The sequence below is a fragment of the Streptococcus sp. 27098_8_86 genome (genome assembly GCF_041432595.1).
GTDB lineage: Bacteria > Bacillota > Bacilli > Lactobacillales > Streptococcaceae > Streptococcus > Streptococcus pneumoniae_F.
The window spans coordinates 362,709-388,878 of the sequence record NZ_JAPVZW010000001.1 but is presented as its reverse complement, the minus strand read 5'-3'; the positions used below and the strand labels follow the sequence as shown (position 1 = coordinate 388,878).

The 26,170-nt window shown below is 34.6% G+C and carries 23 protein-coding genes and 3 tRNA genes; 8 read left to right on the top strand and 18 right to left on the bottom strand.

Annotated elements, in window-relative coordinates:
* The 16 genes from O3616_RS01785 to O3616_RS01710 all read right to left on the bottom strand — a co-directional run.
* Positions 1 to 368, bottom strand: a 368-nt coding sequence (locus tag O3616_RS01785) for a sigma-70 family RNA polymerase sigma factor (RefSeq protein WP_371637918.1), incomplete at its 3' end; no start/stop codon positions are given.
* Between the two features lie 120 nt (positions 369 to 488).
* Positions 489 to 2,447, bottom strand: coding sequence for an ATP-dependent zinc metalloprotease FtsH (gene ftsH, locus O3616_RS01780; RefSeq protein WP_070842143.1), 1,959 nt, complete (start codon positions 2,445 to 2,447; stop codon positions 489 to 491).
* Between the two features lie 15 nt (positions 2,448 to 2,462).
* The gene (gene hpt / locus O3616_RS01775; RefSeq protein ID WP_000892176.1) at positions 2,463 to 3,005 is read right to left on the bottom strand and encodes a hypoxanthine phosphoribosyltransferase; all 543 of its coding nucleotides are present in this window, start codon (positions 3,003 to 3,005) and stop codon (positions 2,463 to 2,465) included.
* Positions 3,006 to 3,009: 4 nt separating this feature from the next.
* On the bottom strand, positions 3,010 to 4,287 hold the full coding sequence (gene tilS / locus O3616_RS01770) for a tRNA lysidine(34) synthetase TilS (protein WP_371637916.1): 1,278 nt from the start codon (positions 4,285 to 4,287) through the stop codon (positions 3,010 to 3,012).
* The gene (locus O3616_RS01765; protein ID WP_371637915.1) at positions 4,284 to 5,552 is read right to left on the bottom strand and encodes a serine hydrolase; all 1,269 of its coding nucleotides are present in this window, start codon (positions 5,550 to 5,552) and stop codon (positions 4,284 to 4,286) included. The genes tilS and O3616_RS01765 overlap by 4 nt, the downstream gene beginning before the upstream one ends.
* A complete protein-coding gene (locus tag O3616_RS01760; RefSeq protein ID WP_020902316.1) occupies positions 5,545 to 5,667 on the bottom strand; it encodes an SP_0009 family protein in 123 nt (40 codons plus the stop codon). The genes O3616_RS01765 and O3616_RS01760 overlap by 8 nt, the downstream gene beginning before the upstream one ends.
* 4 nt (positions 5,668 to 5,671) lie before the next feature.
* Positions 5,672 to 6,040, bottom strand: a complete 369-nt coding sequence (locus O3616_RS01755) for a septum formation initiator family protein (protein WP_000041905.1) — start codon at positions 6,038 to 6,040, stop codon at positions 5,672 to 5,674.
* The gene (locus tag O3616_RS01750) at positions 6,033 to 6,299 is read right to left on the bottom strand and encodes an RNA-binding S4 domain-containing protein (RefSeq protein ID WP_001234978.1); all 267 of its coding nucleotides are present in this window, start codon (positions 6,297 to 6,299) and stop codon (positions 6,033 to 6,035) included. The genes O3616_RS01755 and O3616_RS01750 overlap by 8 nt, the downstream gene beginning before the upstream one ends.
* 57 nt (positions 6,300 to 6,356) lie before the next feature.
* The gene (mfd, locus tag O3616_RS01745; protein ID WP_371637914.1) at positions 6,357 to 9,860 is read right to left on the bottom strand and encodes a transcription-repair coupling factor; all 3,504 of its coding nucleotides are present in this window, start codon (positions 9,858 to 9,860) and stop codon (positions 6,357 to 6,359) included.
* Positions 9,861 to 10,430, bottom strand: a complete 570-nt coding sequence (gene pth, locus O3616_RS01740; protein WP_049552241.1) for an aminoacyl-tRNA hydrolase — start codon at positions 10,428 to 10,430, stop codon at positions 9,861 to 9,863.
* A 72-nt stretch (positions 10,431 to 10,502) separates the two neighbouring features.
* Positions 10,503 to 11,618: a redox-regulated ATPase YchF gene (gene ychF / locus O3616_RS01735; protein ID WP_070842139.1), complete on the bottom strand. Its 1,116-nt coding sequence runs from the start codon at positions 11,616 to 11,618 to the stop codon at positions 10,503 to 10,505.
* 83 nt (positions 11,619 to 11,701) lie between these two features.
* The gene (locus O3616_RS01730) at positions 11,702 to 11,896 is read right to left on the bottom strand and encodes a DUF951 domain-containing protein (protein WP_000285186.1); all 195 of its coding nucleotides are present in this window, start codon (positions 11,894 to 11,896) and stop codon (positions 11,702 to 11,704) included.
* Between the two features lie 64 nt (positions 11,897 to 11,960).
* Entirely contained in the window at positions 11,961 to 13,097 is a 1,137-nt protein-coding gene (gene dnaN, locus O3616_RS01725; RefSeq protein ID WP_261032067.1) for a DNA polymerase III subunit beta, read from the bottom strand.
* 158 nt (positions 13,098 to 13,255) lie between these two features.
* A complete protein-coding gene (gene dnaA, locus O3616_RS01720; protein WP_371637912.1) occupies positions 13,256 to 14,617 on the bottom strand; it encodes a chromosomal replication initiator protein DnaA in 1,362 nt (453 codons plus the stop codon).
* A 213-nt stretch (positions 14,618 to 14,830) separates the two neighbouring features.
* Positions 14,831 to 15,589 carry a ParB/RepB/Spo0J family partition protein gene (locus O3616_RS01715; protein WP_371637911.1) on the bottom strand — a complete coding sequence of 253 codons (759 nt, stop codon included), beginning with the start codon at positions 15,587 to 15,589 and terminating at the stop codon, positions 14,831 to 14,833.
* Between the two features lie 57 nt (positions 15,590 to 15,646).
* Positions 15,647 to 16,828 (bottom strand): S1C family serine protease, encoded by a 1,182-nt coding sequence (locus O3616_RS01710; protein ID WP_371637910.1) that lies wholly within the window; start codon positions 16,826 to 16,828, stop codon positions 15,647 to 15,649.
* Positions 16,829 to 17,011: 183 nt separating this feature from the next.
* Between O3616_RS01710 and rlmH the strand changes: the two genes are divergently transcribed.
* The 7 genes from rlmH (at position 17,012) to O3616_RS01675 (ending at position 20,185) form a co-directional block, all read left to right on the top strand.
* Positions 17,012 to 17,491, top strand: coding sequence for a 23S rRNA (pseudouridine(1915)-N(3))-methyltransferase RlmH (rlmH, locus tag O3616_RS01705; RefSeq protein WP_125454296.1), 480 nt, complete (start codon positions 17,012 to 17,014; stop codon positions 17,489 to 17,491).
* A gap of 43 nt (positions 17,492 to 17,534) precedes the next feature.
* Positions 17,535 to 17,608, top strand: a tRNA-Arg gene (locus tag O3616_RS01700).
* Positions 17,609 to 17,773: 165 nt separating this feature from the next.
* On the top strand, positions 17,774 to 17,896 hold the full coding sequence (gene comC, locus O3616_RS01695) for a competence-stimulating peptide ComC (RefSeq protein WP_045612506.1): 123 nt from the start codon (positions 17,774 to 17,776) through the stop codon (positions 17,894 to 17,896).
* A gap of 12 nt (positions 17,897 to 17,908) precedes the next feature.
* Positions 17,909 to 19,234 (top strand): competence system sensor histidine kinase ComD, encoded by a 1,326-nt coding sequence (comD, locus tag O3616_RS01690; RefSeq protein ID WP_371637909.1) that lies wholly within the window; start codon positions 17,909 to 17,911, stop codon positions 19,232 to 19,234.
* Positions 19,231 to 19,983 carry a competence system response regulator transcription factor ComE gene (comE, locus tag O3616_RS01685; RefSeq protein WP_000866073.1) on the top strand — a complete coding sequence of 251 codons (753 nt, stop codon included), beginning with the start codon at positions 19,231 to 19,233 and terminating at the stop codon, positions 19,981 to 19,983. Before comD ends, comE begins: the two co-directional genes overlap by 4 nt.
* 51 nt (positions 19,984 to 20,034) lie before the next feature.
* A tRNA-Glu gene (locus O3616_RS01680) sits at positions 20,035 to 20,106 on the top strand.
* 5 nt (positions 20,107 to 20,111) lie between these two features.
* A tRNA-Asn gene (locus O3616_RS01675) sits at positions 20,112 to 20,185 on the top strand.
* 40 nt (positions 20,186 to 20,225) lie between these two features.
* Here the strand turns inward: O3616_RS01675 and O3616_RS01670 are convergent.
* Positions 20,226 to 20,768, bottom strand: coding sequence for a TetR/AcrR family transcriptional regulator (locus O3616_RS01670; protein ID WP_049491103.1), 543 nt, complete (start codon positions 20,766 to 20,768; stop codon positions 20,226 to 20,228).
* Positions 20,769 to 20,896: 128 nt separating this feature from the next.
* On the opposite strand from O3616_RS01670, the gene O3616_RS01665 reads away from it, so the two are divergent.
* The gene (locus tag O3616_RS01665; protein WP_371637908.1) at positions 20,897 to 23,551 is read left to right on the top strand and encodes a YhgE/Pip family protein; all 2,655 of its coding nucleotides are present in this window, start codon (positions 20,897 to 20,899) and stop codon (positions 23,549 to 23,551) included.
* Between the two features lie 29 nt (positions 23,552 to 23,580).
* Here O3616_RS01665 and O3616_RS01660 read toward each other — a convergent pair whose 3' ends face one another.
* Positions 23,581 to 26,124, bottom strand: coding sequence for a YfhO family protein (locus O3616_RS01660; RefSeq protein WP_371637907.1), 2,544 nt, complete (start codon positions 26,122 to 26,124; stop codon positions 23,581 to 23,583).
* Positions 26,125 to 26,170 lie beyond the last annotated feature (46 nt).

Here is a 26,170-nt window from a genome sequence, read left to right as displayed (position 1 = left end):
TCTTTACTTTGTTTGTTTCTATAATTTCTTAGTGTCTCATGAAAGAGATAATAATCATCTAGCCAGAGACCTCCCTCGCTTATACGATGACTAAGCTCACCTACTTCTTCATAGGGTTCTTTATCATATCTTCGTTTTTGACTTTCTTGCTTACGGATATAGTCTAGGATTCGATTCCGAAACTTGGTTTTAAAATATTTCCTTAAACGAGGAATATCTTCTGCCAGCTCTTCTTCTCTACTGATCAATTCATGTAAGCAAATCATACCCTCTTGTTCCCAATCCGATAGCTCCCATAAATGAAGGTAATATTCATTTCTACACTTGTACACAATTCCCTGGACTTCTTTATACAATTCTTCAATCATATTGTTCCCCTTTCTAGATACAGTCTAACAGATTCAGAAACACTTTTGTCCCATTTCCTCCGTTCTGTCCCCTTTATCTCCTCAACTGCACAAAAAAGAGAGGGCAAGCCTCTCTTTGGGTTATTTTTCATCATTCATTTTTGACTTTACTTCATCATAAGATAATGCATGAGATTCCTCTTCTACGGTTTCAGGCATCTTTCCTGTTTCGTAAAGAGATTTAATTTGTGTACTATCCAATGTTTCGTATTTCAATAATGCTTCTGCAATCAACTTGTGAGTTTCACGATTTGATTGGATGATTTCAGCAGCTTTATTTCGTGCTTCATTTAATAATGAGCGAACCTCTTCGTCAATTTCATAAGCTGTTTGTTCTGAAATTGATTTTTGAGGACTCTGTGCACCAAACATAGCATGGTTTCCTTCATATTGTACTGGGCCAAGTTTTTCACTCATGCCGTACTCTGTAACCATTGCACGCGCCATTTGTGTCGCTTGTTCAAAGTCGTTTGAAGCTCCTGTAGTTTGGACATTAAAGATAATTTCTTCAGCCACACGGCCACCCATTAAACCAGCCAATTGCTCTTTCATATCTTCTTTAGATAGAAGCATTTGATCTTCCTTAGGAAGTGCAATCATGTAACCACCTGCACGGCCACGTGGTACAATTGTAACCTTATGGACAACGCGGGCATTCGACAAGACTAAACCAACAATAGTATGTCCAGCCTCATGGTAGGCAACCAATTCACGTTCTTTTTGTGAAACTGTCTTATCTTTCTTAGAAGGACCAGCAATAACTCTATCTTCTGCTTCATCAATATCTGAAGCATCAATTATCGATTTATTTCGACGAGCAGCAACTAGAGCCGCCTCATTCAATACATTCTCTAAATCAGCACCAACAAAACCTGGAGTTTGTTGGGCAACTAATTTCAAATCAACATCTTCTGCTAAAGGCTTGTTCTTAGCATGAACTTTCAAGATTGCTTCGCGACCTTTAACATCAGGACGGCCAACCAATACTTTTCTATCAAAACGTCCTGGACGCAAAAGGGCAGGATCAAGTACATCTGAACGGTTTGTCGCAGCGATAACGATAATCCCTTCATTTCCCTCAAAACCGTCCATCTCAATCAAGAGTTGATTCAAGGTTTGCTCACGTTCGTCATTACCTCCGCCAAGACCGACTCCACGTTGACGTCCAACAGCATCAATTTCATCGATAAAGATAATAGCTGGTGCTGCTTTTTTAGCATCTTCAAAAAGAGAACGAACACGACTAGCTCCAACTCCGACAAACATTTCTACAAAGTCAGAACCTGAGATACTAAAGAATGGAACACCTGCTTCTCCGGCGACTGCTTTAGCAAGCAAAGTTTTACCTGTTCCCGGAGGTCCCTCCAAAAGAACACCTGCTGGAATACGGGCTCCAAGTTTTGTAAATCGTTTTGGATCTTTTAAAAATTCAACAACTTCAACTAGTTCTTGTTTTTCTTCCTCAGCTCCAGCAACATCTGAAAATCTTACTTTAATATCTTCTTTATTTGCAGCTTTAGCCTTACTACGTCCAAAACTCATCGGGTTACGGCTATTATTTCCTCCCATATTTCCCATCATAGAGAATAGGAAGAAGAAAAGAATACCGAATGGCACAATGGATACAAGAATATTAATCCACATACCACTTGAACTTTCATGCTTAACAGTTACTTCCGCTTTATGGTCAGAAGCAAGCTTTTGTAATTCTGATACCGTCGTATCTGAAGGAAGAATGATGCTTGAAAATTTCTCTACTGTTGTAGCAGATGGAGAAAAGAACTGAATGCCTGTTTCTTCTTTACTTGTTTTAGGATTTTTATAAACACCTGAAACTTCGATAACACTGCCATTTGGTTGGTAAGTCAATTCTTTTACATTGTCATCGGTAATTTCTTTTACCAATTCTGTATAATTAATTTGCTCACTTTTCCCTGCAACACTACCTGTACTAAAATACTGGTAACTTGTAACTAGGAAAAAAATAAGTAATAACCATAGAAAAGGATTTTTAATTAAACCATTATTTTGTTTTTTCATTAAAAATTGTTCTTTCTAATTTGAATATACTTCTTCTTTCAATACTCCAACATAAGGAAGGTTACGATAATTTTCTTTGTAGTCTAAACCATAACCTACTACAAACTCATTGGGAATAGTAAAGCAAGTATAGTCTGCCTCAATTTCTACAACACGTCCTTCTGGTTTATCCAACAAGGTTGCAATGTTAACAGAAGCTGCTTCTCTTGCAATAAACATATCTCGCAAATTCTTCAAAGTTTGACCTGTATCAATGATGTCCTCTACAAATAGAACATGTCTTCCTTTAATATCTTGAGTTACATCTTGCTTGATATTAATGACACCACTACTTGCTGTTCCACCATGGTAGCTAGAAACCATCATGAAGTCCATTTCAATATGTGTATCAATATGTTTGACCAATTCAGCCATGAAAGGAATAGATCCTTTTAAAATCCCAACTAAAATTGGATTTTTTCCTGCATAGTCTTTAGTGAGTTGAGCACCTAATTTTTTAGCAGCTTCTGTAATTTCATCGTGTGAAACAAGGATTTTTTTAATATCGTTTTCTAACATTTTTTTACCTATCTATTTTTTCTATATAAAGTACAGTGTTCATTATATCATTTTTCGTGTTTTTACTCAAATTACTGGTCGCAATTCCCAAAATTGAGACAATTTCACCAAATTGCTCAATAATCAGAGCTGATTTTCGCTTTTCCATAGGGATTTTCAAATCAATAAATAGACGTCTGAGTTTTTTTCTATGCCCATTTTGAATCAAAAAATCTCCTGTTTTTCGATGACGAATGTGTATTGATGTTTCCCGTGAAACAGGTACCTGCTGAATTAATTCACCTTCTAAAGGAAGTCCAAAGGAAAATAAATAACCTTGGTAAGATACCTGATTTTGATAGTGTAACACAAGTTCATCTTCCTTTTCATCAGACTGAGGACTGATTTTACAAATCTTAAACCATTGGTACTCTTTTATCAATTCATAACCATTTTTTAGCGGATGACGATACTGGCTTTTAGTTTTTAAAATCTGCCGAACTTCTTCAAACTGAGCTTTTGTAAGATTCAAATCTGGAAAACGATTCAGATAAGTTTGAAGTAAAACTCTTTGTGTCGACTCAGAGTAAGACAATAGCTGATCTAAATTCTCTACATCAATATTCTTTGATAATTCAGCTATAGCTAAGTCATAATCTAAAATTTCATTGCCGATGCTTAAGATTGCATATCTAAATCGAGGATTTTCTTTTTCTAATTCTGGTAAATAAGAATTTCGAATACGATTGCGAAAATAATGATTTTCCTGATTTGATATATCTTCAAAGTGGAAAATTGGTGGAAAGTCTTTTTTCTGAAAATGCAAGAAGGGCCGAATGATTTCTATCTCTCCTACTACTTGCTTCTCCTTAATTCCTGATAGATAGCGCAAACGAGTACCTCGAATCAAACGCATCAAAATCGTTTCCACCTGATCATCAGCATGGTGGGCAGTGACTAAAACTGTCGCACCTGTCTTTTTCATGACCTCTTGAAAAAAATCATAACGAAAATGTCGAGCACGCGCTTCTGAAAATTCTCCTGAAAAATTGCTGATATAAATAGGAAGCTCTGCTTCAGCAGCCAACTTCCTTAATTCCTTTTCTTCCCAATCTGATTCAATTCTCTGCTTATGATTAACATGAGCTAAAATCAATTCAATTTCCAACTCTTCTTGATAAGTAGACAATACCTTGAATAGAAACATAGAATCTAATCCACCAGAAAGAGCTAGCACCACCTTAGTATGTTTTTTAAAATATTCTCTCTTGAGAAAATGATTTAAAAAATCTTGTTCCCTCATTTTAGAACCTCATAAACGTCCTTGGCTATCTTAGAAATCGTATCATAATCAGAATTTTTAGTGAAAATAGAAAGAACAAATGGAGAATCTGCATAGATAACGCCCGTATCATGCTTAAATTCATCCGCATCTCCAATTTTATGAGCTACTTTAACAGAAACACCTTTGGCAATTCTCTCATTATCAAAATCTGTTTTAGTCAAAGAATCCAATACAAATCCATTTTGGTTATAAATAGCTTCCATGACTTTCCCAGCCATTTTAGAAGAAATCAATTTTTCTTTTGGATCCCAATCATCTCCCATAATAGCAGACGTCTTGGATTTGAATATAGCATCAGATTGATTTGAAATGTAATATCCCAATAGATTATGAGCTACATTATCCGATTCTTTAGATACTTTTGTGATTAAGTCCTTTATAGAATACTCTTTATTATCCTCTTTTTTAGGGAGACTACCACTTCCCTCTGGTTTATAAGAACCTGGAAAATCATTGACTGCTGATACGTATTTTACAGTCGTGTCTAACTGATAAAGACCCTCATTTATTTTTTCTTGCGTATAGTAGAGATAAGGTAATTTTAAAATGCTAGCTGCATACATCTTTTCATCTTGATTGATACCAGCTTCTTTTCCAGTAGTCAGTTGCTTAACATAAATAGAGAAAGAAGCTTTCTGATATTTTTCAGATAATATTTCTTGCACTTTATTCATCCGATTATCTTCTTCAGAAGTTAATTCCTTATCTACCCATCCAACTTGATCAATATGTAGAAATTCTTTCCCTTCTACAAACATGGTCTTATCAATTGAAACTTGCGAATAAGCTGATAAGGATGATTTCACTTCTTTTAAATCATAAGGACTGTTATACAGTTTAAAATCAGATTCTAACCATACTTTTTTTATTGTTGGAGTTACCTCTGACTGATCATATAAAAATCGTTTGTCTGCAGCAATAAATTGATGATTGGATAACTTAAATACTGGAATTCCTTGTTTATTTAAACGCCACTCGGTTATTTGAAAACTTGTTTGGGGAGTCAATTTTCCAGATTCCACTACTAAATCTTCATTCGCATAAACAGGAACCTCTCCATAAACCATGGGAGAACTTAATTTTTCTCTAAAATAAATACCAAAGTCAGATTGTGAAAGGTAATAAATTTCTTTCGAAGTATATACAACTTCTTTTTCTGTGCTAACGACTTTTGAAATAGTCAAAAAACTTGGTAGCAACAAAATAATTAAGAATTTACGCATTCTTCCTTTCCTTTTCTTCTTGTAAACGCAATAGTTGATTTTTATCAGACAACTCTTCTAGTTTTTCATCCGATAGACTCAAAAATTGCTCAATTACGTCTAATAAATTTTCCATTTCATCACCTTGGAAGCAAGTCAGGAATCGTATAAACAGCTTCCCGATTCTTAGAATAATAATATTTTGCACGCATGTATTTAGCAGCGTAATCTTCATCTTTCAACTTTGTAGCAAAAGCTGTCTCTTTCTCCTTTTCCTCACTCAAGGTTTGATACTGAGTTTGCAAGTCTGATAACTGTTGACGTCTTTGGAGTAATTGATGATAACTTTGAGCAAGATTATAAGTTGGTAAAATGAACAATAAAATCATCAAAATAAGAACCCAACCCATGAAACGATTACGTTTTTGTCGTTCCTTCATCAAATAGCGACGACGTTGGTGTTCATTTTGAATAAAAGAATTATTCAATTGTACGATATTTTTAGACATTTTCTTCTACCCGTGTTTCACTGATAATTTCATACATGCCTGCTGCATCTTCTTTTTTTGTACTATCTTTCATCTCCAGTACTTTTACAAGTAGCAACTTATTTCCAAAGCGAATTTCAACTTGGTCATTAACTTTCAAATCCGTTGAACTTTTTGCCAAGATTCCATTTACCTTGATTCTACCTTTATCTGCTACTTCTTTTGCGACTGTACGACGCTTGATAATTCTTGATACTTTTAAATATTTGTCTAATCTCATTTTTATTACCTCAAATTATTATTGTATCATTTTTATCTACTTTATAGAAGAAAAATGTTAAAGGGAATTGCCTTCTTTCGACACTTTTATCTCTAATAAACTTTCTCCAAAAATGAGTAGACCTTCTAAAATTTCATAGTCCTTCTTGTTTCGAACATCAAATACAACTTCCATTAATCCCTTATTCTCAGCTATAGCTGCTTTTAAGTTCGTTGCGGATAAAGCTTTAAAATAATCTTGAGCCAAGAACAGTCGCTGAGTAATTTTTTCAAATTGAACTGTAATCTTATTTTCTTTTCGTTCCACACGTTGAACAAAGACCTTATCAAGATAAGACTTAACCAAACCAATCTCTAAAAGATAGGCTACCACGTCTGGGTACTCTCCAAATCGGTCCATCAACTCTTCTTGTAATTCTTCGTAGTTGACACGGTTGTCAATTTGACGAATTTTCTTGTAAATTTCAATCTTATGTCGTTGATCAGAAATATAAGTATCAGGAAGATAGGCATCAATTTGTAAAATCAATTCGGTATTTCCTTTGGTTTTTGTGTTCCCATTACCATGTCGTTTATCAATAGCTTCCTCCAATAACTGCGAATACAATTCAAAACCAACAGAATCAATGAAACCAGACTGGGATTTTCCTAAAAGATTTCCTGCTCCACGAATCGAAAGATCTCGCATTGCAATCTTAAATCCTGATCCCAATTCTGTAAATCCTTTAATCGCTTCTAATCTCTTCTCGGAGACTTCACTGATTGATTTTTCTGGACGATACATGAGATAAGCATAAGCAATACGATTACTACGACCGACTCTTCCTCTTAACTGATACAAGGTTGACAAGCCCATATGGTCCGCATTTTCAATAAATAAAGTATTGGCATTTGGAATGTCCACTCCTGTCTCAATAATGGTAGTTGTCACCAAAATATCATACTGACCTTCAATGAAATCCAGTAGAGTATTTTCTAACTGAATCTCACTCATTTGCCCATGAACATACCCAATCGAAGCCTCTGGAATCAACTCCTGTAATTCGGAAACCTTCTGGTCAATCGTGTCAACTTTATTGTAAAGATAGTAAACTTGACCTCCACGCTCCATTTCACGCAAGACAGCATCACGAATCACACTATCATTCTTTTCTAAAACATAGGTTTGCACTGGATAACGATTAGTCGGCGGAGTTTCAATAACAGACAAATCTCTGATTCCCAGCATAGACATGTGAAGGGTACGAGGAATTGGCGTTGCTGTCAAGGTCAGGACATCTACTTGTTTTTTCAGTTCTTTCAAGGTTTCCTTATGCTTGACACCAAATCGCTGTTCCTCATCAATAATCATCAAGCCCAAATCAGCAAATACAACATCTTTTGACAAAACACGATGTGTTCCAATCAAAATATCAACTTGACCCTTTTTCAATTTTTCAAGTGTTTCAGTCTGCTCTTTTTTACTTCTAAAGCGACTCAACACATCAATATTAACTGCAAAATTTTGGAATCTTTCCTTAAAATTCGTATAGTGCTGTTGCGCTAAAACCGTCGTCGGAACGAGAACGACAACCTGTTTGTGATTATTGACTGCCTTAAAGGCTGCACGCATAGCAACTTCAGTCTTTCCAAAACCAACATCCCCAACTAAAAGTCGATCCATTGGTTGAGAAGCCTGCATATCTCTCTTGATTTCCTCAACACTACGAAGTTGATCATCCGTTTCAACATAAGGGAAGGCATCATCAAAAGCATGTTGATCCTCATCATCAGCTGAGAAAGCAAAACCCTTCAACTGGCTGCGTTCAGAATAAAGTTTGATTAAATCGTCAGCTATATCCTCTACCTGGTTCTTAACTTTTTGCTTTGCTTTTTTGAAATGACCATCATTTAATTTATTGAGTTTAGGTGCTTTACCGTCACTTGAAACGTATTTGGAAAGTAGATGAATTTGTTCCACTGGGATAGAGATTTGATCCCCGTTTTGGTATTGAACACTAACATAATCACGGTGAATCCCTTTGATTTCAATTGTTTCAATCCCTAGATATTGACCAATTCCATGGATATGGTGAACAACGTAATCTCCTTTTTCAAGTTCATTGTAATCTTTTAATCTCTCTGCGTTTGAAACATGTTGTCTTCGAAAACGACGTTTTAATTTCTTTTGAAAAATCTCATGTTCAGTTATCAATAAAATCTTTTCATCTACAAAATGAAAACCATGTCTGAGATTACCCTCGATTAAGTTTACAGATTCTTTACAGATACTTGACTTATCTCTGGAATCTAATTTAATCTGATATTCCTCTAAAACATCCTCCAATGTTTTACTTCCCATTGAATTGCTAGACTGAAGAATAATAGTGTAATTCATTTTTTTGTATCGCTCAATTTCTTCTTTTAGAAAAGAAAATTGATTGAAAAACTCTTGCATGGGATATTGATTAAATTGATAAATTTGATCAAACTTGAGATTTCCTAACCCCTTTTGCAGGTTAGAGAAAAAGGTAACCGGACTCTGTTTTTTATAGATTTGCTCTGTATCTGCAAAATACTGCATCTCAGAAAATGCTTTACTGTTCTGTAATTCTTCTGTAAAGTATTGTGCTAACTCCCTTTCAAAGACTTCATACTGATTCATCAATTTCTGATAATCATCAAAGAATACTGGGGTATCTTTTTCAATATAGTCAAAAACAGTCCATGTCTTGTCATAACACAAAGATAAAAACTTCCTAGAATCTAAATGAATTTGTTTTTGATGAAAACTTGAAAGAATTTCTTCTAAGTATGATTTTAAAATAGGTGATAAGGTCTTTGAAATTTGTTTTTCTAAAGCTGACTGACCTCGTTGATAATCCTTTTCTCTCAAAAGCATATCACTAGCTGGAAAGATGGTGAGTTCTGTCTGATTTTCTTTCGATAATTGTGTTTCGACTTCAAATGACCTAATACCATCGACTTCATCACCAAAAAACTCAATTCGGCAAGGTTCTAACTGGGATATTTCAAAAATATCTAAAATATCTCCTCGCAGACTAAATTCGCCCTGAGTTTGTACTTGAGTAACTTTTCGATAGCCTATCTCTTTTAACTGATGGATAAGTGCGTGTTGGTCATATTCTTCACCAACTGTTATTTTTACAATACTATCTTTGAATATATTGGGAGACGGTAAAATCAATCGACTTGCTGCGATATTACAAACTAAAATCCCTTTCTTAGATGAATCAGTCAAAAAACGCAAGGCTTCAACCCGTGAAATGATTTTTTCTTGTGAAGACATCAAAAACTCGACCATAGGGGAATCATCTACCAAAAATGGATAGACAAGTTCCTCACCCAAGATAGAGATAAGATCACTAACAAGTCCTTCTACTTCTCCATAAGTTGACGTCAACAACACAATCTTATCTTCTTTTTCTAGACTACTTGCAATTGCAAGAGCCTTAGTAGACGTTGATAAACCAAGTATTAGTTGTCTTTTCTTATCTGTCAGATTTTGATGCCATTTTTTGATCTGATTATTTTCTAAGAATAAATCTAATAAGGTCACCATTTATCCGTTATACCTCTGCATTGTTTTCTCAAAATTTTTCTCTTGTAAATAATAGTTTACAGCATCGTCAACTTTGTCAATAGACTGTAAAATACCGATATAATCATCCTTGTCAAACTTACTCAAAACATGGTGAACAACTGACATTCCATTTTTAGGTCTTCCAATTCCAATCTTAACACGGTTAAAGACCTGAGTTCCAATATGTTGAATAATAGACTTGATACCATTATGACCACCTGCTGAGCCTTTTGCTCTTAAACGAATCTTTCCAACTTCCATGTCAAGATCATCGTAAATGATGAGTAAATCTTCAATATCCAAACCATAGTAAGTCAATAAAGCATGAACTGCTTTTCCACTTTCATTCATAAATGTCGTTGGTTTGACAAGATAAATTTTTTCTCCATTTAGGAAAAATGATGCTAGATCAGCTTGAAATATCTTATCGTGTGTAAATGTGACATTCTGTTTTTTCGCTAGTTGGTCAATCAACATAAAACCAACATTGTGTTTTGTTTCAAAATATTTATCCCCTGGATTTCCTAATCCTACAAGTAATTTGGTCATTTATTTTTCCTTTCAAAAGCCAAAAGGGTTGGAATTTTTTTCCAACCTAATTGACACTATTTATTAAATTTCTTATACATTAAAGCGAAATTCCATGATATCGCCATCTTGAACGATATATTCTTTTCCTTCTTCACGCAAACGTCCAGCTTCTTTTACGGCCTTTTCAGATCCGTATTTCACTAGATCCTCATATGACATGGTTACTGCACGAATAAATCCTTTTTCAAAGTCTGAGTGGATAATCCCAGCTGCTTGAGGAGCCTTCATACCACGTTTGAAGGTCCAAGCGCGAACTTCTTTTTCACCAGCTGTGAAGTAAGTTCCCAATCCAAGCAAATGGTAAGCAGCACGAGTCAACTTGTCAACGCCTGATTCTGTCAACCCAAGTGCTTCAAGAAACTCTTGCTTATCTTCATCGTCTAACTCAGAAATTTCTTCCTCAGCACGTGCAGAAATAACGACTACTTCAGCATTTTCTGTCTCTGCAAATTCACGAATTTGTTTAACATAGTCGATAGAGTCAGGTTCTGAAACCACATCCTCGTCCACATTGGCAACATAGAGCACTGGTTTAGTCGTCAAAAGGAAGAGACCTTTGACAACCTTTTGTTCTTCATCTGTAAATTCAATGGTTCGAGCTGATTTTCCATCTTCAAGGACTGGTTTAATCTTTTGAAGAACATTAAATTCTGCTACTGATTCTTTATCTTTTTGCGTACGTGCCATCTTTTCTACACGAGCATAACGCTTATTAACTGACTCTAAGTCAGCAAGAATCAATTCTAAGTTAATGGTGTCGATATCTGCAAGTGGATCCACAAAGGCGTCTTCACGCCCTTGCTCGCGCATGACATTTTCATCATCAAAAGCACGAACTACATGAACAATCGCATCTACTTCACGGATATTGGCCAAGAATTTGTTACCAAGACCTTCCCCTTTTGATGCGCCTTTTACAATCCCTGCAATATCTGTAAATTCAAATGTTGTTGGAACTGTCTTTTTAGGAGTAATCATTTCAGTTAGTTTTTGTAGGCGTTCATCAGGAACCTCAACCATTCCAACATTTGGATCAATCGTCGCAAATGGGTAGTTTGCTGCTTCTGCTCCTGCTTTTGTAATTGCATTAAATAGTGTTGATTTACCAACGTTTGGCAAACCAACGATACCTGCTGTTAAAGCCATATTTCTCATTCTCCGTTTTCATTTCAATCCCTAATATTATAACACAAAAAGGGAAAACTTGCTAACCCTCTAACTAAGGGTTCTCAGTCAATAATTTTATTCATTTTTCGATCAAAATCATAGCGCCCCATCATGACAACATGGTCACAATTACTGCATTTTATCTTGATATCTGCTCCAACACGGGTAATTTCCCAACGATTTGCTTTTTTACCAGTTGACTTGATGGTGCAAGCATGTGGTTTTTTCATCTCAACAAAATTTCCAACTTGATACATACTACTCTCCTTTTCTTTTTCGATTATATCATAAAAGAGGCGAGCTAGGCTCAACCTCTTTCACTTAATTTGTACGAACTGGGGTGATAAGTTGCATGAAGTCCTCTTCAGTATCAGCTGGCACAAGAGTAAATGGACGAACAGCTGAGATAAAGCTAATAGTCACCTTTTCGCTATTTAAAGCCTTGAGTGAATCAATCAAGTAAGTTGGGTTGAAACTAATAGTCAAATCTTCACCAGTCACTTGATCAGTATCGATTTCTTCGTTTACTTTACCAACTTCTGGAGAGTGAACATGGGCGCTAACAACCCCATCTTTAATTTCAAGTTTCACAGTACCATTTTGAGTAGCACTTGATAAAAGACGAGCACGTTCCATTGACTGGCGTAAGTTTACAACATCAAAAGTAATAGTAGTATTAAAGTCCGTTGGAATCAAACGATCTGTATCAGGATAGTTACCTTCTAACAAACGAGTATAGAAGCTAATATTTTCGCTTCTAAAGAGGATTTGGTTATTGGCAAAGAAAATCTCTACAGTTTCGATATCATCTGTAAATACCGCTGAAAATTCGCGTAGAGAACGGCTAGGAATCACGACATCAAAATCATCACTATTTTTCTCAAGCGTTAATTTTTTCTGGCTTAGACGATGAGAGTCTGTTGCAACTGTTTTTAACTCTTTGTGTTGACTCAATACAAAATGAACACCTGTCAAAATTGGACGACTCTCTTGTGTACTTGCAGCAAATGCTGTTTCATTGATAATTTTCTTGAGTAATTTTGTTTCAAGAACCAAAGGAGTGCTTGCTGAAATTTCTTGGATTCGTGGATACTGTTCGCTATCTTTTCCTTTTAGGGTAATTTCTGATTTTCCACTGGTTAAAACAATTTGATTTTGTTCAATTTCTTTAAAATCAAGAGTCACATCAGGTAGACTAGATACCACATTGATGAAGAAAGAAGCTTCAAGAAGAATCGAACCTAAAGAAGTAATTAATAGACCAGCATCTTCATTTTTTTGAGAAATAAAATTTTCAATTGAAATTTGACCATTTGAACCAATTAAAGTAACACCTTCATTGGTCACGTCAATTTTGACAGTTGATAAAATAGGAATGGCATTTTTAGAACTAATAGCTCTCTTAGTAATATTTAATGCTTGTAGAAATAAATTTTTATTAATTGAAAAATGAATCATGGATTCTCCTTTATTTATTTTTAGTATTAGAAGGATAATAGTAATAATAGAGTCTGTGAAATCTGTGGAAAACAGACTTTAAACAAGTCATATCAAGTTTTTTGGCTTGTTTAAAAAATGTGGATAAAAAAGATAATAAAGTAAAAGTTATCCACAAGTTATTTAATTTTCTTTTTGATGGATTCAATTTCTAAACGTAAATTATCGTCTTCATCAATCAAAGATTTAATTTTGGCATGGGCATGAATAACTGTTGTATGGTCTTTTCCACCAAATTCCTTCCCAATTTTTGGAAGACTATTATCTGTTAGTTCTCTAGATAAATACATGGCTACTTGACGGGCTAAAACAATATTTTGAAGGCGTCTACTTCCCTTCATTTCTTTGACACTGACACCATAAAAGTTACCAACTTCATTTTGGATTTTATCAATTGGGATGATGAGCATTTGGCTAACATCTTGTTTGCGAGCTCTAATGGCTTCTGCAGCGATATCGATAGTGATATCCTTAATCTTCTTCACTCTGGCAATTAAAGTGATGTCGTTGATTGCTCCTTCAAGTTCTCGGACGTTTGAATCAAATTGACCAGCTAGGTATTCTAGGGTATCACTTTGGAAATGGTAGTCTAAATGCTCTGTTTTGCTTTGTAAAATGGCAATACGTGTCTCAAAGTCAGGTGGTGTGATATTTTGCGTCAAGCCCCAGCTAAAGCGCGTGACAAGCCGTTCTTCAAGGCCCTCTAGGTGTTTAGGGCTACGATCACTAGTCAGAACAATTTGTTTTTGATTGCTATGGAGAACATTGAAAGTATTGAAAAATTCTTCTTGAGTTGCAACTTTTTTTCCACTCAACGATTGGATATCATCAATTAACAAGAGATCAAGGCTACGGTAAGTTTTTTTGAACTTTTCCATTTCACCCAGTCTCAGGTGTTCAAGAAAATCGTTGATAAAGCTTTCAGCAGGAATGTACTTCACACGCGCATCAGGAATATTTTTCAAAATTTCATTCCCAATGGCATTGAGTAAGTGAGTCTTCCCAAGCCCAGGTCCTCCATAGATAAAAAGAGGATTATAGGTCAAGGCCAAATCTTCAGAGACAGCCAAGGCGGCTGATACAGCCCAAACATTTCCATCCCCTTGAATAAAATTATCAAAGGTATACTTTTCTTTTAATCCAGTATCCGAATAAGGAATAGATGCTAGCTTTGGACTATAGTCATAAAGAGTTGAATTTGGAGCTTCTTCAACTTGTGGGACAGCCGTATCTTGAGGTTTGGTGAAAATATAGTGGGGAGTTATCTCAGCATCATAAATTTCAAAACCAGCTACCACAATAATATCTTTTAGTTGTTTTTCCCAGACCATTTCCATTTCAGATCGTGGTAAAAATATAGTGGCAACATTTTCCTCTACCTTGATGAGTTCAGCTTGAATAGCATAGAAATCATACATGGATCGAGTCAGTCTTTCTTGAGCAAATTCTAATATACGATTCCAAAATTGTTTTTCTCTCAATCCTTTCTCCTCCTTTACTATTTAAAAGTTTAATGCTAGACTTATTTTACCATAGATAGCAAGAATTTTCCACAAGCTGTGAAAAATAATCCACAATGTTATCAAGTTTTATCCACAGGTTGGGGATGAAATCAGGAATTATTGATTTATTAAGCTTTTTATTAAAAAAAACAGTGGATAACCTTGTGAGATAAAAAAAATAAAAGAACAGCCTTATTTCAGGCTGTTGATAATTCTACTGTATTCTTCTTGATTTGAAAAAGAAATAATGATTTTTCCGCTATCTTTTTTAGACAGTTTGATTTCTACATCTAATCCGAGTAGTTTTTTTAACTGTTCTTCTTCATTTTGTATGAAATGATTCGTTTTTTGAAGTTTCTTTTGTTTTTTCTCTGTCAGAAGAGATTCTAATTTCCTTACAGAAATGTCTTCATATATAATCCGTTGAAAGAAATAGTCTTGTTGTTCCTTATTTAACCCAACTAGAGAACGCGCATGGGCTTGTGATAGTTTGCCATTTTCTACTTCTGAGAGGATCTGTTCTGGCAAGGACAGCAAGCGAATAGAGTTGCTGATATAAGGACGAGACTTGCCCATTTTATCTGCAATTTCAGCATGGGTAAATCCTTTCTCTACAAGAGATTCATAGGCGCGTGCTTCTTCTATTGGATTTAAATTTTCTCTTTGCAAATTTTCAATGATGGACTGGACCATCATCTCTTGATCTGAAAGCTGTTTAACAACAGCTGGGATAGACCTTAGACCAGCTAAAAGTGAAGCCCGATAGCGTCTCTCTCCTGCAAGGATTTCATAACCAATAACAGGAGATTGACGAACAATAATCGGTTGAATGACCCCATTTTCTTTGATAGACTGTGCTAGTTCATGTAGTTTTTCTCCATCAAATTCTTTTCGAGGTTGATAGGGATTTTTTTGTATATCTGTGATAGAAATCATTTCAAATTTTTCCATGATTCTACACTAACACATCTTTTCACTTATGTAAAGCTTTCTTTACATAGATGTCAATTAAGATTCTAAATCACCTGAACTCTTGTCAAGTTTAATAGATGTAGTTTCTTCTTTACCGTTGCGATAGTAAGTGATCTTAATGGTGTCTCCGATAGAATGATTGTAAAGAGCACTTTGTAAGTCTGTTGATGAAGCAATCTCTTTGTCATCTACTTTTGTAATAACGTCGTATTTTTCAAGGTGACCATTGGCAGGCATATTACTTTGTACAGAACGAACAACTACACCAGATGTTACATTGCTTGGAATATTCAGTCTTCTAATATCACTTGTATTAATATTTGAGAGATTGACCATTTGGATGCCCAAAGCTGGACGCGTTACTTTTCCGTTCTTTTCTAACTGTTCAATAATATTGATAGCATCATTTGCAGGGATTGCGAAACCAAGACCTTCTACAGATGTTCCTCCATTTGTGGCAATTTTACTTGAGGTAATTCCGATAACCTGTCCTTGGATATTGATAAGTGGGCCACCAGAGTTACCTGGGTTAATAGCAGTATCAGTTTGGATGGCTTTTGTAGAAATGGCTTGTCCATCTTCAGATTTTAAGGACACATTTCGATTGAGACTAGATACGATACCTTGAGTAACAGTATTAGCATATTCAGAACCTAACGGGCTACCAATAGCAATAGCAGTTTCTCCTACGGTTAACTGACTAGAATCACCAAATTCCGCTACTGTTGTCACTTTTTCTGAAGATATTTTGACGACAGCAATATCAGAGAAAGTGTCAGCTCCGACGATTTCTCCAGGTACCTTAGTTCCATCTGACAAACGAATATCTACTTTGCTGGCACCATTTATAACGTGATTGTTGGTGACAATATAAGCTTCTTTGTCATTCTTTTTATAAATAACCCCAGATCCTTCACTAGAGATTTGCTGAGAATCTGTATCTGTATCATCATTGCCAAATACGCTATTTTGTCTGTTAGCTGAATAAGTAATAACAGAAACAACAGCGTCTTTTACTTTGTTAACAGCCTGAGTTGTTGAATTTTCATTCTTATAGGCAGTCTGTGTAATAGTACTATTGTTGTTAGAGGTACTTACAGTACTTTTTTGAGTTAGTTGGTTTATTGAAAAGCTACCCAAGGCTCCACTAATAAAGCTAATGACGATAACGACTAATAATTGAAACCCTTTTTTGTAAAATGTTTTTAAATGTTTCATATTTGCCTCCATATGTTTGAAATTACTGAAAGTATAAACTGACTAGCTTAATTATAACTTAAAAACAAAAGTTTTTCACAGATTGTGGATAACTTTCAAAAATCTGTGGTTTTCTCGGCTAAAATTAACCTTTTATTTTGTGAATAAGATGTGAAAAAATAGAGAATATGTTAGAATAGAGTCATGAAAATTAAAGTTGTAACAGTTGGGAAACTGAAAGAAAAGTATTTAAAAGATGGTATCGCAGAGTATTCAAAACGAATTTCTCGATTTGCTAAGCTTGAAATGATAGAGCTAGCAGATGAAAAAACACCAGATAAGGCCAGCGAATCAGAAAATCAAAAGATTTTAGAAATAGAAGGTCAGAGAATTTTATCAAAAGTTGGTGACCGTGATTTCGTTATTGTGTTGGCTATAGAAGGGAAAACTTTCTCCTCGGAAGAATTTAGTAAGCAGTTAGAAGAAGCTTCTATAAAAGGATTTTCTACTCTTACCTTTATTATTGGGGGGAGTTTAGGATTATCATCAGCTGTAAAAAAGAGAGCCAATCTTTCTGTCAGTTTTGGCCGTCTAACTTTGCCCCATCAGTTAATGAGACTAGTCCTTGCTGAACAAATCTATCGCGCTTTTACGATTCAGCAGGGATCCCCCTATCATAAATAGAAAATTGACTTTCAATTGAATTTTTGGTAGAATAGCTGTATTAGGTCTCATAGCTCAGCTGGATAGAGCATTCGCCTTCTAAGCGAACGGTCGCAGGTTCGAATCCTGCTGGGATCAATATAGTAGCAAAGCTGGGAATTTTCCCGGCTTTTTTCTTAAAAAAGTACACTTGGGGAGAAAAAAATGACAGTTGAGAGAATTTTATCTAAAACGAAATTCCATTTTGTATAATAGTTTTTGTAAGTTAGCTTACAGGAAAAAAACATTTGAGGAGATTTTATTATGAAAAACACAGTTAAATTGGAACAGTTTGTAGCCTTGAAGGAAAAAGACTTGCAAAAGATTCAAGGTGGGGAGATGAGGAAACCAGATGGTGCTTTATTTAATTTATTTAGAAGAAGATAAAGGAGTAGCAGAATGGATTTTTTCTTAGTAGTGGATTTTATATTATATTTTCTAATTCTTAGTCACAGTTACCATTTAATTTGTAAAGGTCAAATAAAAGCAAAGGAACTATACGTTTTTGGTGCTTATACATTACTAGTAGAAGCAGTACTTGAACTTCCCTTCTATTTTCTATCTTTAGATGGGTTAGGAATTGTAACATTTTTATTTCCTTTGGGATTATATTCCTATTTTCGATGGATCAAACAGTATGAGAGGGATAGAGGACTATTCCTAAGTTTACTACTATCTCTTTTATATGAGAGCACTCATAACTTTCTGTCCGTGACTTTCTCCTCTATAACAGGAGACAATTTTGTTTTACAATATTATGGCCTATTCTTTTTAGCAATCTCAACGTTGACCTATTTTGTTGTCTTAAAAATCATTCATTATTTCCATTTGGAACTAGCCTATTTTGACAAGGACTACCTTTATCCTTTCTTGAAAAAAGTATTTTTTGCCTTACTACTGCTCCATATTGTATCTTTCGTTTCAAATATGGTAAGTACGATTAAACATTTGAATAGTTTTGGAAGTATTTTATCATCTATTGTCTTTATCTCTTTACTTTTGACTTTCTTTGCAATGAATTCTCATAAAGAACAAATGGAGAAAGAGATTGCTTTGAAGCAGAAGAAATTTGAACAGAAACATTTACAAAACTACACAGATGAAATTGTTGCTTTGTATAATGAAATACGTGGGTTTAGACATGACTATGCTGGGATGCTTGTCAGCATGCAGATGGCAATTGACAGTGGTGATTTACAGGAAATTGACAGAGTTTACAATGAAGTTTTGGTTAAAGCTAATCACAAACTGCGTTCAGATAAGTATACTTACTTTGATTTGAACAACATAGAAGATTCAGCTTTACGAAGTTTGGTTGCTCAGTCAATTGTTTATGCTCGAAATAATGGTGTAGAGTTTACACTGGAAGTAAAAGATACGATTACTAAGCTCCCAATTGAACTATTGGATTTGGTTCGTATCATGAGCGTTTTATTGAACAATGCTGTCGAAGGATCGGCTGATAGTTATAAAAGGCAGATGGAAGTAGCAGTTATTAAGATGGAAACTGAAACAGTTATTGTGATTCAGAATTCATGTAAAATGACGATGACTCCTTCAGGAGATCTATTTGCTTTAGGATTCTCCACTAAGGGAAGAAATCGCGGAGTAGGATTAAATAATGTGAAAGAACTATTAGATAAGTACAATAATATTATTTTAGAAACAGAGATGGAAGGCAGTACATTTAGACAAATCATTAGATTTAAGAGGGAATTTGAATGAAAGTTTTAATTTTAGAAGATGTTATTGAACATCAAGTGAGACTAGAGAGAATATTGGATGAAATTTCGAAAGAATCGAATATTCCAATATCATACAAGACAACGGGAAAAGTTCGTGAGTTTAAGGAATATATCGAAAATGATGAAGTAAACCAGCTTTATTTTCTAGATATTGATATTCATGGGATTGAGAAAAAAGGGTTTGAAGTTGCCCAGTTTATTCGTCATCACAATCCTTATGCTATTATCGTCTTTATCACCAGTCGATCAGAGTTTGCGACTCTAACCTATAAATACCAGGTATCAGCCCTAGATTTTGTTGATAAGGATATCAATGATGAGTTATTTAAAAAGAGAATTGAGCAGAATATCTTCTACACGAAGAGTATGTTACTTGAAAATGAAGATGTGGTAGATTATTTTGACTACAATTACAAGGGAAATGATTTAAAAATTCCTTACCATGACATTCTGTATATTGAAACGACAGGAGTTTCTCATAAATTGCGCATTATTGGTAAGAATTTTGCCAAAGAGTTTTACGGTACCATGACAGATATTCAGGAAAAGGACAAACATACTCAGAGATTTTATTCTCCTCACAAGTCATTTTTGGTAAATATAGGCAATATCAGAGAAATTGATCGAAAAAACTTAGAAATTGTTTTCTATGAAGACCATCGTTGTCCTATTTCAAGATTAAAAATTAGAAAATTAAAAGATATTCTAGAGAAAAAATCTCAAAAGTAATTGACAATTAGCAAGAAATTGATATAATGGTTATATCTGCTACAGATAGAAGGTCCGTTGGTCAAGGGGTTAAGACACCGCCTTTTCACGGCGGTAACACGGGTTCGAATCCCGTACGGACTATTTTATCCGCCATAGCTCAGTTGGTAGTAGCGCATGACTGTTAATCATGATGTCGTAGGTTCGAGTCCTACTGGCGGAGTATAGATAAAAGGGAACATAGTGTTGTTCCCTTTTTTGTATCAATTTATATCACCAAGCATCTTCATAAGGAAGTCTGTTATTTCTTGAGGACTTTCTTTTTTTCCATGTGCAATCCAAGTTTGGCAAACACCAAAAAGTGCGTGAGTTAGATAAATACTACTATATTCTAATTCAGTGGTATTAAGATTTAGTTGCATAAAGCGTTTTTGTAAATCCGTACTGAGCATGATATGAAGTTTATTTCGTAAGAAATTTTGGATTTCTTTAGTCCCATTTTCAGAAAGAAGGGCAGCCAGAAGTGGTTCTGATTCTAGATATTCAAAGACTTCTAAAATAGCGTCTCTTTTGTGATGAGCATGTTTTTGAAAAATATATTCAAATGTATGGAATAGCTTGCTTTGATAGTGCTCAATCATATCATACTTATCCTTATAGTGAGTATAGAAGCTGGAACGACTAATTCCGGCTTTTTTTGCTAACTTGACAGTAGAAATTTGATCAAATGGCTGTTCTATCAGTAGTTGTACCATAGCATTTTCAATAGTTCGCTTTGTTTTTAAGCGTTTGTTACTTTCTTGCATATTTCCTCCTTATAAACAAATTAGACTATGTGTCTAAAAATTGATTTTTTTATCTTGTAATTTATATTTTTTATTGTATAATCTATTATATCAAAATTTTAGACAATGTGTTTAAAAAAGGAGAAACTATGTTTAAAGAATGGAAAGCAATTTTTAAAAAACCAAACTTTATTATTGTCATGATAGGGATTTCTCTTATTCCCGCTCTGTACAATGTCATATTTTTGTCATCAATGTGGGATCCATATGGTCAATTGTCTGACTTACCTGTGGCAGTTGTCAATAATGATAAAGAAGCTTCCTATAATGGTAATACCATGTCTATAGGAAAAGACATGGTGTCTAATTTAGAGCAAAATAAATCATTGGATTTTCATTTTGTAGATGAAGATGAAGGAAAGAAGGGATTGGAAGATGGCGATTACTATATGGTAGTGACTTTACCAAGTGATTTATCTGAAAAAGCAGCTTCTATTTTAACGAATCATCCAGAGCAAATGCAAATCGATTATCAGACTTCAAGTGGTCATAGTTTTATTGCCAGCAAGATGAGCGATTCTGCGATGACACAGTTAAAACAGAATGTTTCTGCTAATGTAACCGAATCCTATACGAAAGCTTTATTTCAAAAGATGGGTGATTTAAAATCCGGTTTAACGAAGGCAGCCGATGGAAGTGAACAATTGGCTAACGGGGCCAGTCAGTTAGCTGTAGGAAGTCAGACATTGTCTTCAAATCTTGCTACTTTAGCTAGCTCAAGTTTAAACTTTTCGGATGGAACAGATCAATTTACAAAAGGGTTGACAACGTATGTCACAGGAGTAAAGCAACTGAATAGTGGCTTAGGAACATTTAATGATGGTTTACAGAACTATACAAGTGCGGTTTCACAGGTTGACACAGGACTTAATCAATTATCTTCGAAAACTCCAGAATTAGTTGCAGGTGTCAACCAGTTAAATACAGGGATGAAGTCATATGCTGGTGGAGTTTCACAACTCAATTCAGGTCTCAGTCAATTTTCGGTTGGTGTCAATGCCTATACAAGCGGAGTTGACAAATTATCTGTTGGTACAAACCAACTATCAAGTCAATCAGATACATTGAGAGACGGTATTACTCAATTAAATAAAGGAATAAAAGAAATATCCACACAATTAAATACTTCATCTCAACAGAAAGAGGATATAACACAGTTAGCAAGCAGTTTAGATGAGTTGAATAAGGCTCTCCAATCAGTTACAGTTTCAGATAATACTGATCTTAAAAATACAATATCTAATGACTTAACAAATATAACGACTCTTGCTCAAACTATTGTGACTAATAGTCAAGCAGAGCAAGAGAAAACTCTTACAAATCTTCAAGCAACAGCAACTTATCAATCTCTCACTGAAACTCAGAAAAAAGAATTGACTGAAGCTGTTTCAAATAATTCTAATTCTACGATAGAGTCAGCAAAAGCAATTTTAACGACGGCAGGAGATTTAAAAGAAAATTTAGGAAGTATAAACCAACCAGTCTCTAATCTTTCTACTTTACAGACTAAAGCAAATCAACTTTTACCTATAGCGTCTAGTTCCTTGACATCTATGTCAAGTGGATTTACACAGTTGCAAAATGCTGTAGATAATCAGTTAGTTCCCGGAAGTCAATCAATTGAAAATGGAGTTAATGCGTATACTAAGGGATTGGATACTATTTCTTTAGGTGTAAATCAACTAAGTGAAAAGAATACAACTTTAACAACAAGTTTGGATCAATTGGTTTCTGGCTCAACCAAGTTGACAGAAAACTCTTCAAAATTGACAACTGGTTTGGATACTCTAGCTGGGAAAACTCCAGAATTAGTAACAGGTATTGAAAAATTATCAAATGGCTCTAATGAATTGAATCAAAAGAGTCAAGAATTGATAGCAGGAGTTGATAAATTACAGTCAGGCTCTAGCCAACTAGCTGACAAATCCAGTCAGTTAATTTCAGGTGCTTCTCAATTAGAAAGTGGAGCTAATAAATTTGCAGATGGAGCTGGGAAACTAGCAGAAGGTGGAACAAAGTTAACTTCTGGCTTGGAAGGTTTACAGACAGGAGTTGCTTCTTTAGGACAAGGATTGAGTAATGCTAGTGATCAACTCAAATCAGCATCTACGGAATCTAAAAATGCAGAGATTTTATCAAATCCTCTCAGTCTTTCTAAAACAGACAATGATCAAGTTCCTGTAAATGGAGTTGCAATGTCTCCTTATATGATATCAGTTGCTCTTTTTGTTGCAGCAATATCAACAAATATGATCTTTGCGAAGCTGCCTTCAGGACGTCATCCAGAGAGTCGTTGGGCTTGGTTGAAATCTCGAGCAGAAATAAATGGTATTATAGCTGTTTTGGCAGGAATTTTGGTATATGGAGGAGTTCATCTTATTGGTCTAACGGCTAATCATGAGATGAGAACATTTATTCTCATTATCCTAACAAGTTTAGTATTCATGTCCATGGTGACTGCTTTAACAACATGGAATAGCCGTATAGGAGCTTTCTTTTCTCTTATTTTGCTTTTATTACAGTTAGCATCAAGTGCAGGTACTTACCCACTTGCTTTGACAAATGATTTCTTTAGAGCCATCAATCCTTGGTTACCAATGAGTTATTCAGTTTCGGGATTACGACAAACAATCTCTATGACAGGAAATATTCATCATCAAGTCATTTTCCTTGCTGTGATATTAGCCCTATTTACTGGTTTAGGTATGCTAGCCTATCGACCTAAGAAAATGGAAGAAGATTAAAAAAATCGACCGATTAATTGGTCGATTTTTTATGCTTTAGATGACTTTCGTCTGTGATTATAGATTCCAAATAGTAAGAGAGAAGTAAAGGAACAAATTGCTCCAGTAATAAAACTATTGGGAATAAAGGAAAGTGTAATAGTTCCTTTTCCCTTAGGAACGTCAACTTTCATAAAACCAGTTTGAGCTTGTTTAATTTCTATTTTCTTACCATCTTGGTAGGCAGACCAGCCTTTATCATAAGGAATGGTGAAGAAAATGGACGTATTTTGTTTAACATCATATGTAGCAAAGACTTTGTTTTTAGAAGTTGATACCGTTACTGGTTGTTCTTTAATTTTTTGAATTGCCTCGGTGAAAGTTTTGGTATCTAAACGATAGAAGGCAGGAGATTCAAATGATACCTGTGAATTTCCAGGGAAACTAACATTAATATTGAAAGTTTTTTTCTCTTTTGTATAGCCTAGATTAAAGAAGGAGAAGACATTATCAGTTGTAAAAGTTTTCTTTTCCCCATTGACAAGGATGTCAACTTTCTTTTGTTTATCATTAGAAAAGTGAAGGTTTGTGAAAGAAAGATAAACTTGGCTGTTTTCTGGCACTTCAATTTGATATTGGATTGCTGCATCTTCATTTGAAGAACTTGTAACAGTAATCAAATCATCAGTATTCTCTGTTTTTTCATAGGGTATTGGAGAAAAATAATCAAAATTGACGTCAGCAAGTTGATTTAAAAACGAGGCTTGATTATCTAAAGTATGTTCATTGAACTTGACATCATTGTAAATAGATTGACTAGCAAATGCAATCGGAAGAGAGTATTGATTTTCATATAGGGTAAGATTATCTTTTTGATAGATATCTTGGAAACCATACTTATCAATAGGACTGTCTGAGATATTGTACTGGATGCCAAATAAACTATCAGCCAAAATACTATTATTTGCATAACGGAGATTGAGATTGGTCCCAGAGGATTTAAAGCCAAGTTTATCCAAAGTAGAGCTTGCTGAACGATTTCGAACAGATGAAAATTGAGATATTCCATTGTAGTTAAATTTCATACTATCATTCCCTGTCTGAGTTTGTAGTTTCTCAGTACGAGTAAATGGATCCTCAATATATGTTGAGAAAGATTCCATAGCTGGGATATCTCTACTATATGCACTTCGAGAAGCAAAACCCCATTCTTTAGCAATTCCGTCTATTTGAGATGAAGCATTTAAACTCATTTCAACCATTATAAATAAAGAGATTAGAATGGCAAATAGATTTACAGAGATAAACTTTTTGATAACTGCAAGGAGTAGAAGCGAATAGACAATCAAAAATTCAAGGGTAAGCAGAATATTCAAATCTGTTAAAAAAGAATAATGTGATTTTAGATAGATGGTAGCTAAAAATCCTGTTACTATAAGAAAAAGCGAAACTAAAAAATTCCAGATTTTAATTTCTTTCAGACGATTTAAGACTTCCGCTGCTGTGTAAATTAACAAGGTAGAGAAAATCCAAGCATAGCGATGTAAAAACATGTTTGGAGTATGCATGCCTTGCCAAAATAAATCAAGAGCTTCTATATAAAAGCTTGCAATTAGAAATGCAAAGAAGATTGCATAGATAAGTTTCACGTGAAACTTAATGGATGTCAGTGTAAAAAATAAAATGGTCAAAATAAAGGGAAGTAGTCCAACAAAAATCATTGGGATGGCCCCATACTTTGTTGTGTCAAAGGAACCAATGAATTGCTTAGCAAAGAGATCAAGATACCAGCTACTTTCAGTTTGAAACTTTGTAACTTCAGTTAATTTTTCTCCATGTGTCTGTAAATCAAACAGAGTAGGAAGAGTTAGAATTAAACTAGCTATACTAGCTAAAATGGAGGTGATTATGAAATCAAGAAAAGATGATTTTCGAGTTTTAAAGTCACAAGAAATTTGGCAGAGATACCAGAAGATAAGAAATAATGCTGTCATATAGCCAAAATAATAATTTTGAATAAATAAAATTGACAGACTTGTAAAGTAAAATAGGAATTTCTTTTCAGTTATAAGTAGGTGTAAACCAGTGATAATTAAAGGAATCAAGATAAAAACATCTAGCCAGGTTTTGATCTCTAATTGACTGACAGAGAAACTCATCAGAGCATAGGAAGTAGATAAAGCTAGTTTTAAAGGCTTGGGAATCGATTGAAATAATTTATTTAAACTAAAGTAAGTTGACAGTCCAATCAATCCAAATTTTAAGAGAGTTGTCAGATAGACAGCATCTGGCATATTCGACAGATTAAAAAAGTAAACTAGAGGTGAAAGGAAACTTCCCAAGTAATAACTAGATAGGGCATAGAAATTTAATCCGAGGCCACTTGTAAAGGTGTAAAACAGACTACCATTTCCATGTAGGATATTTCGTAAAGCTACATCAAAAATAACGTATTGATGAAACCCATCTCCTAATAGTGGAGATGTATCGCTATTCCAGTAGATACCTTGAGATAGATATACTCCTATCATAATGATTACGGGAATGATGAAAGAAACAAAATAGGTCCAATATGTTTTAAAAAATAATTTCATGTTACCTCATAAAATGTTAGAAAACTCAGCTGGTTAACCCAACTGA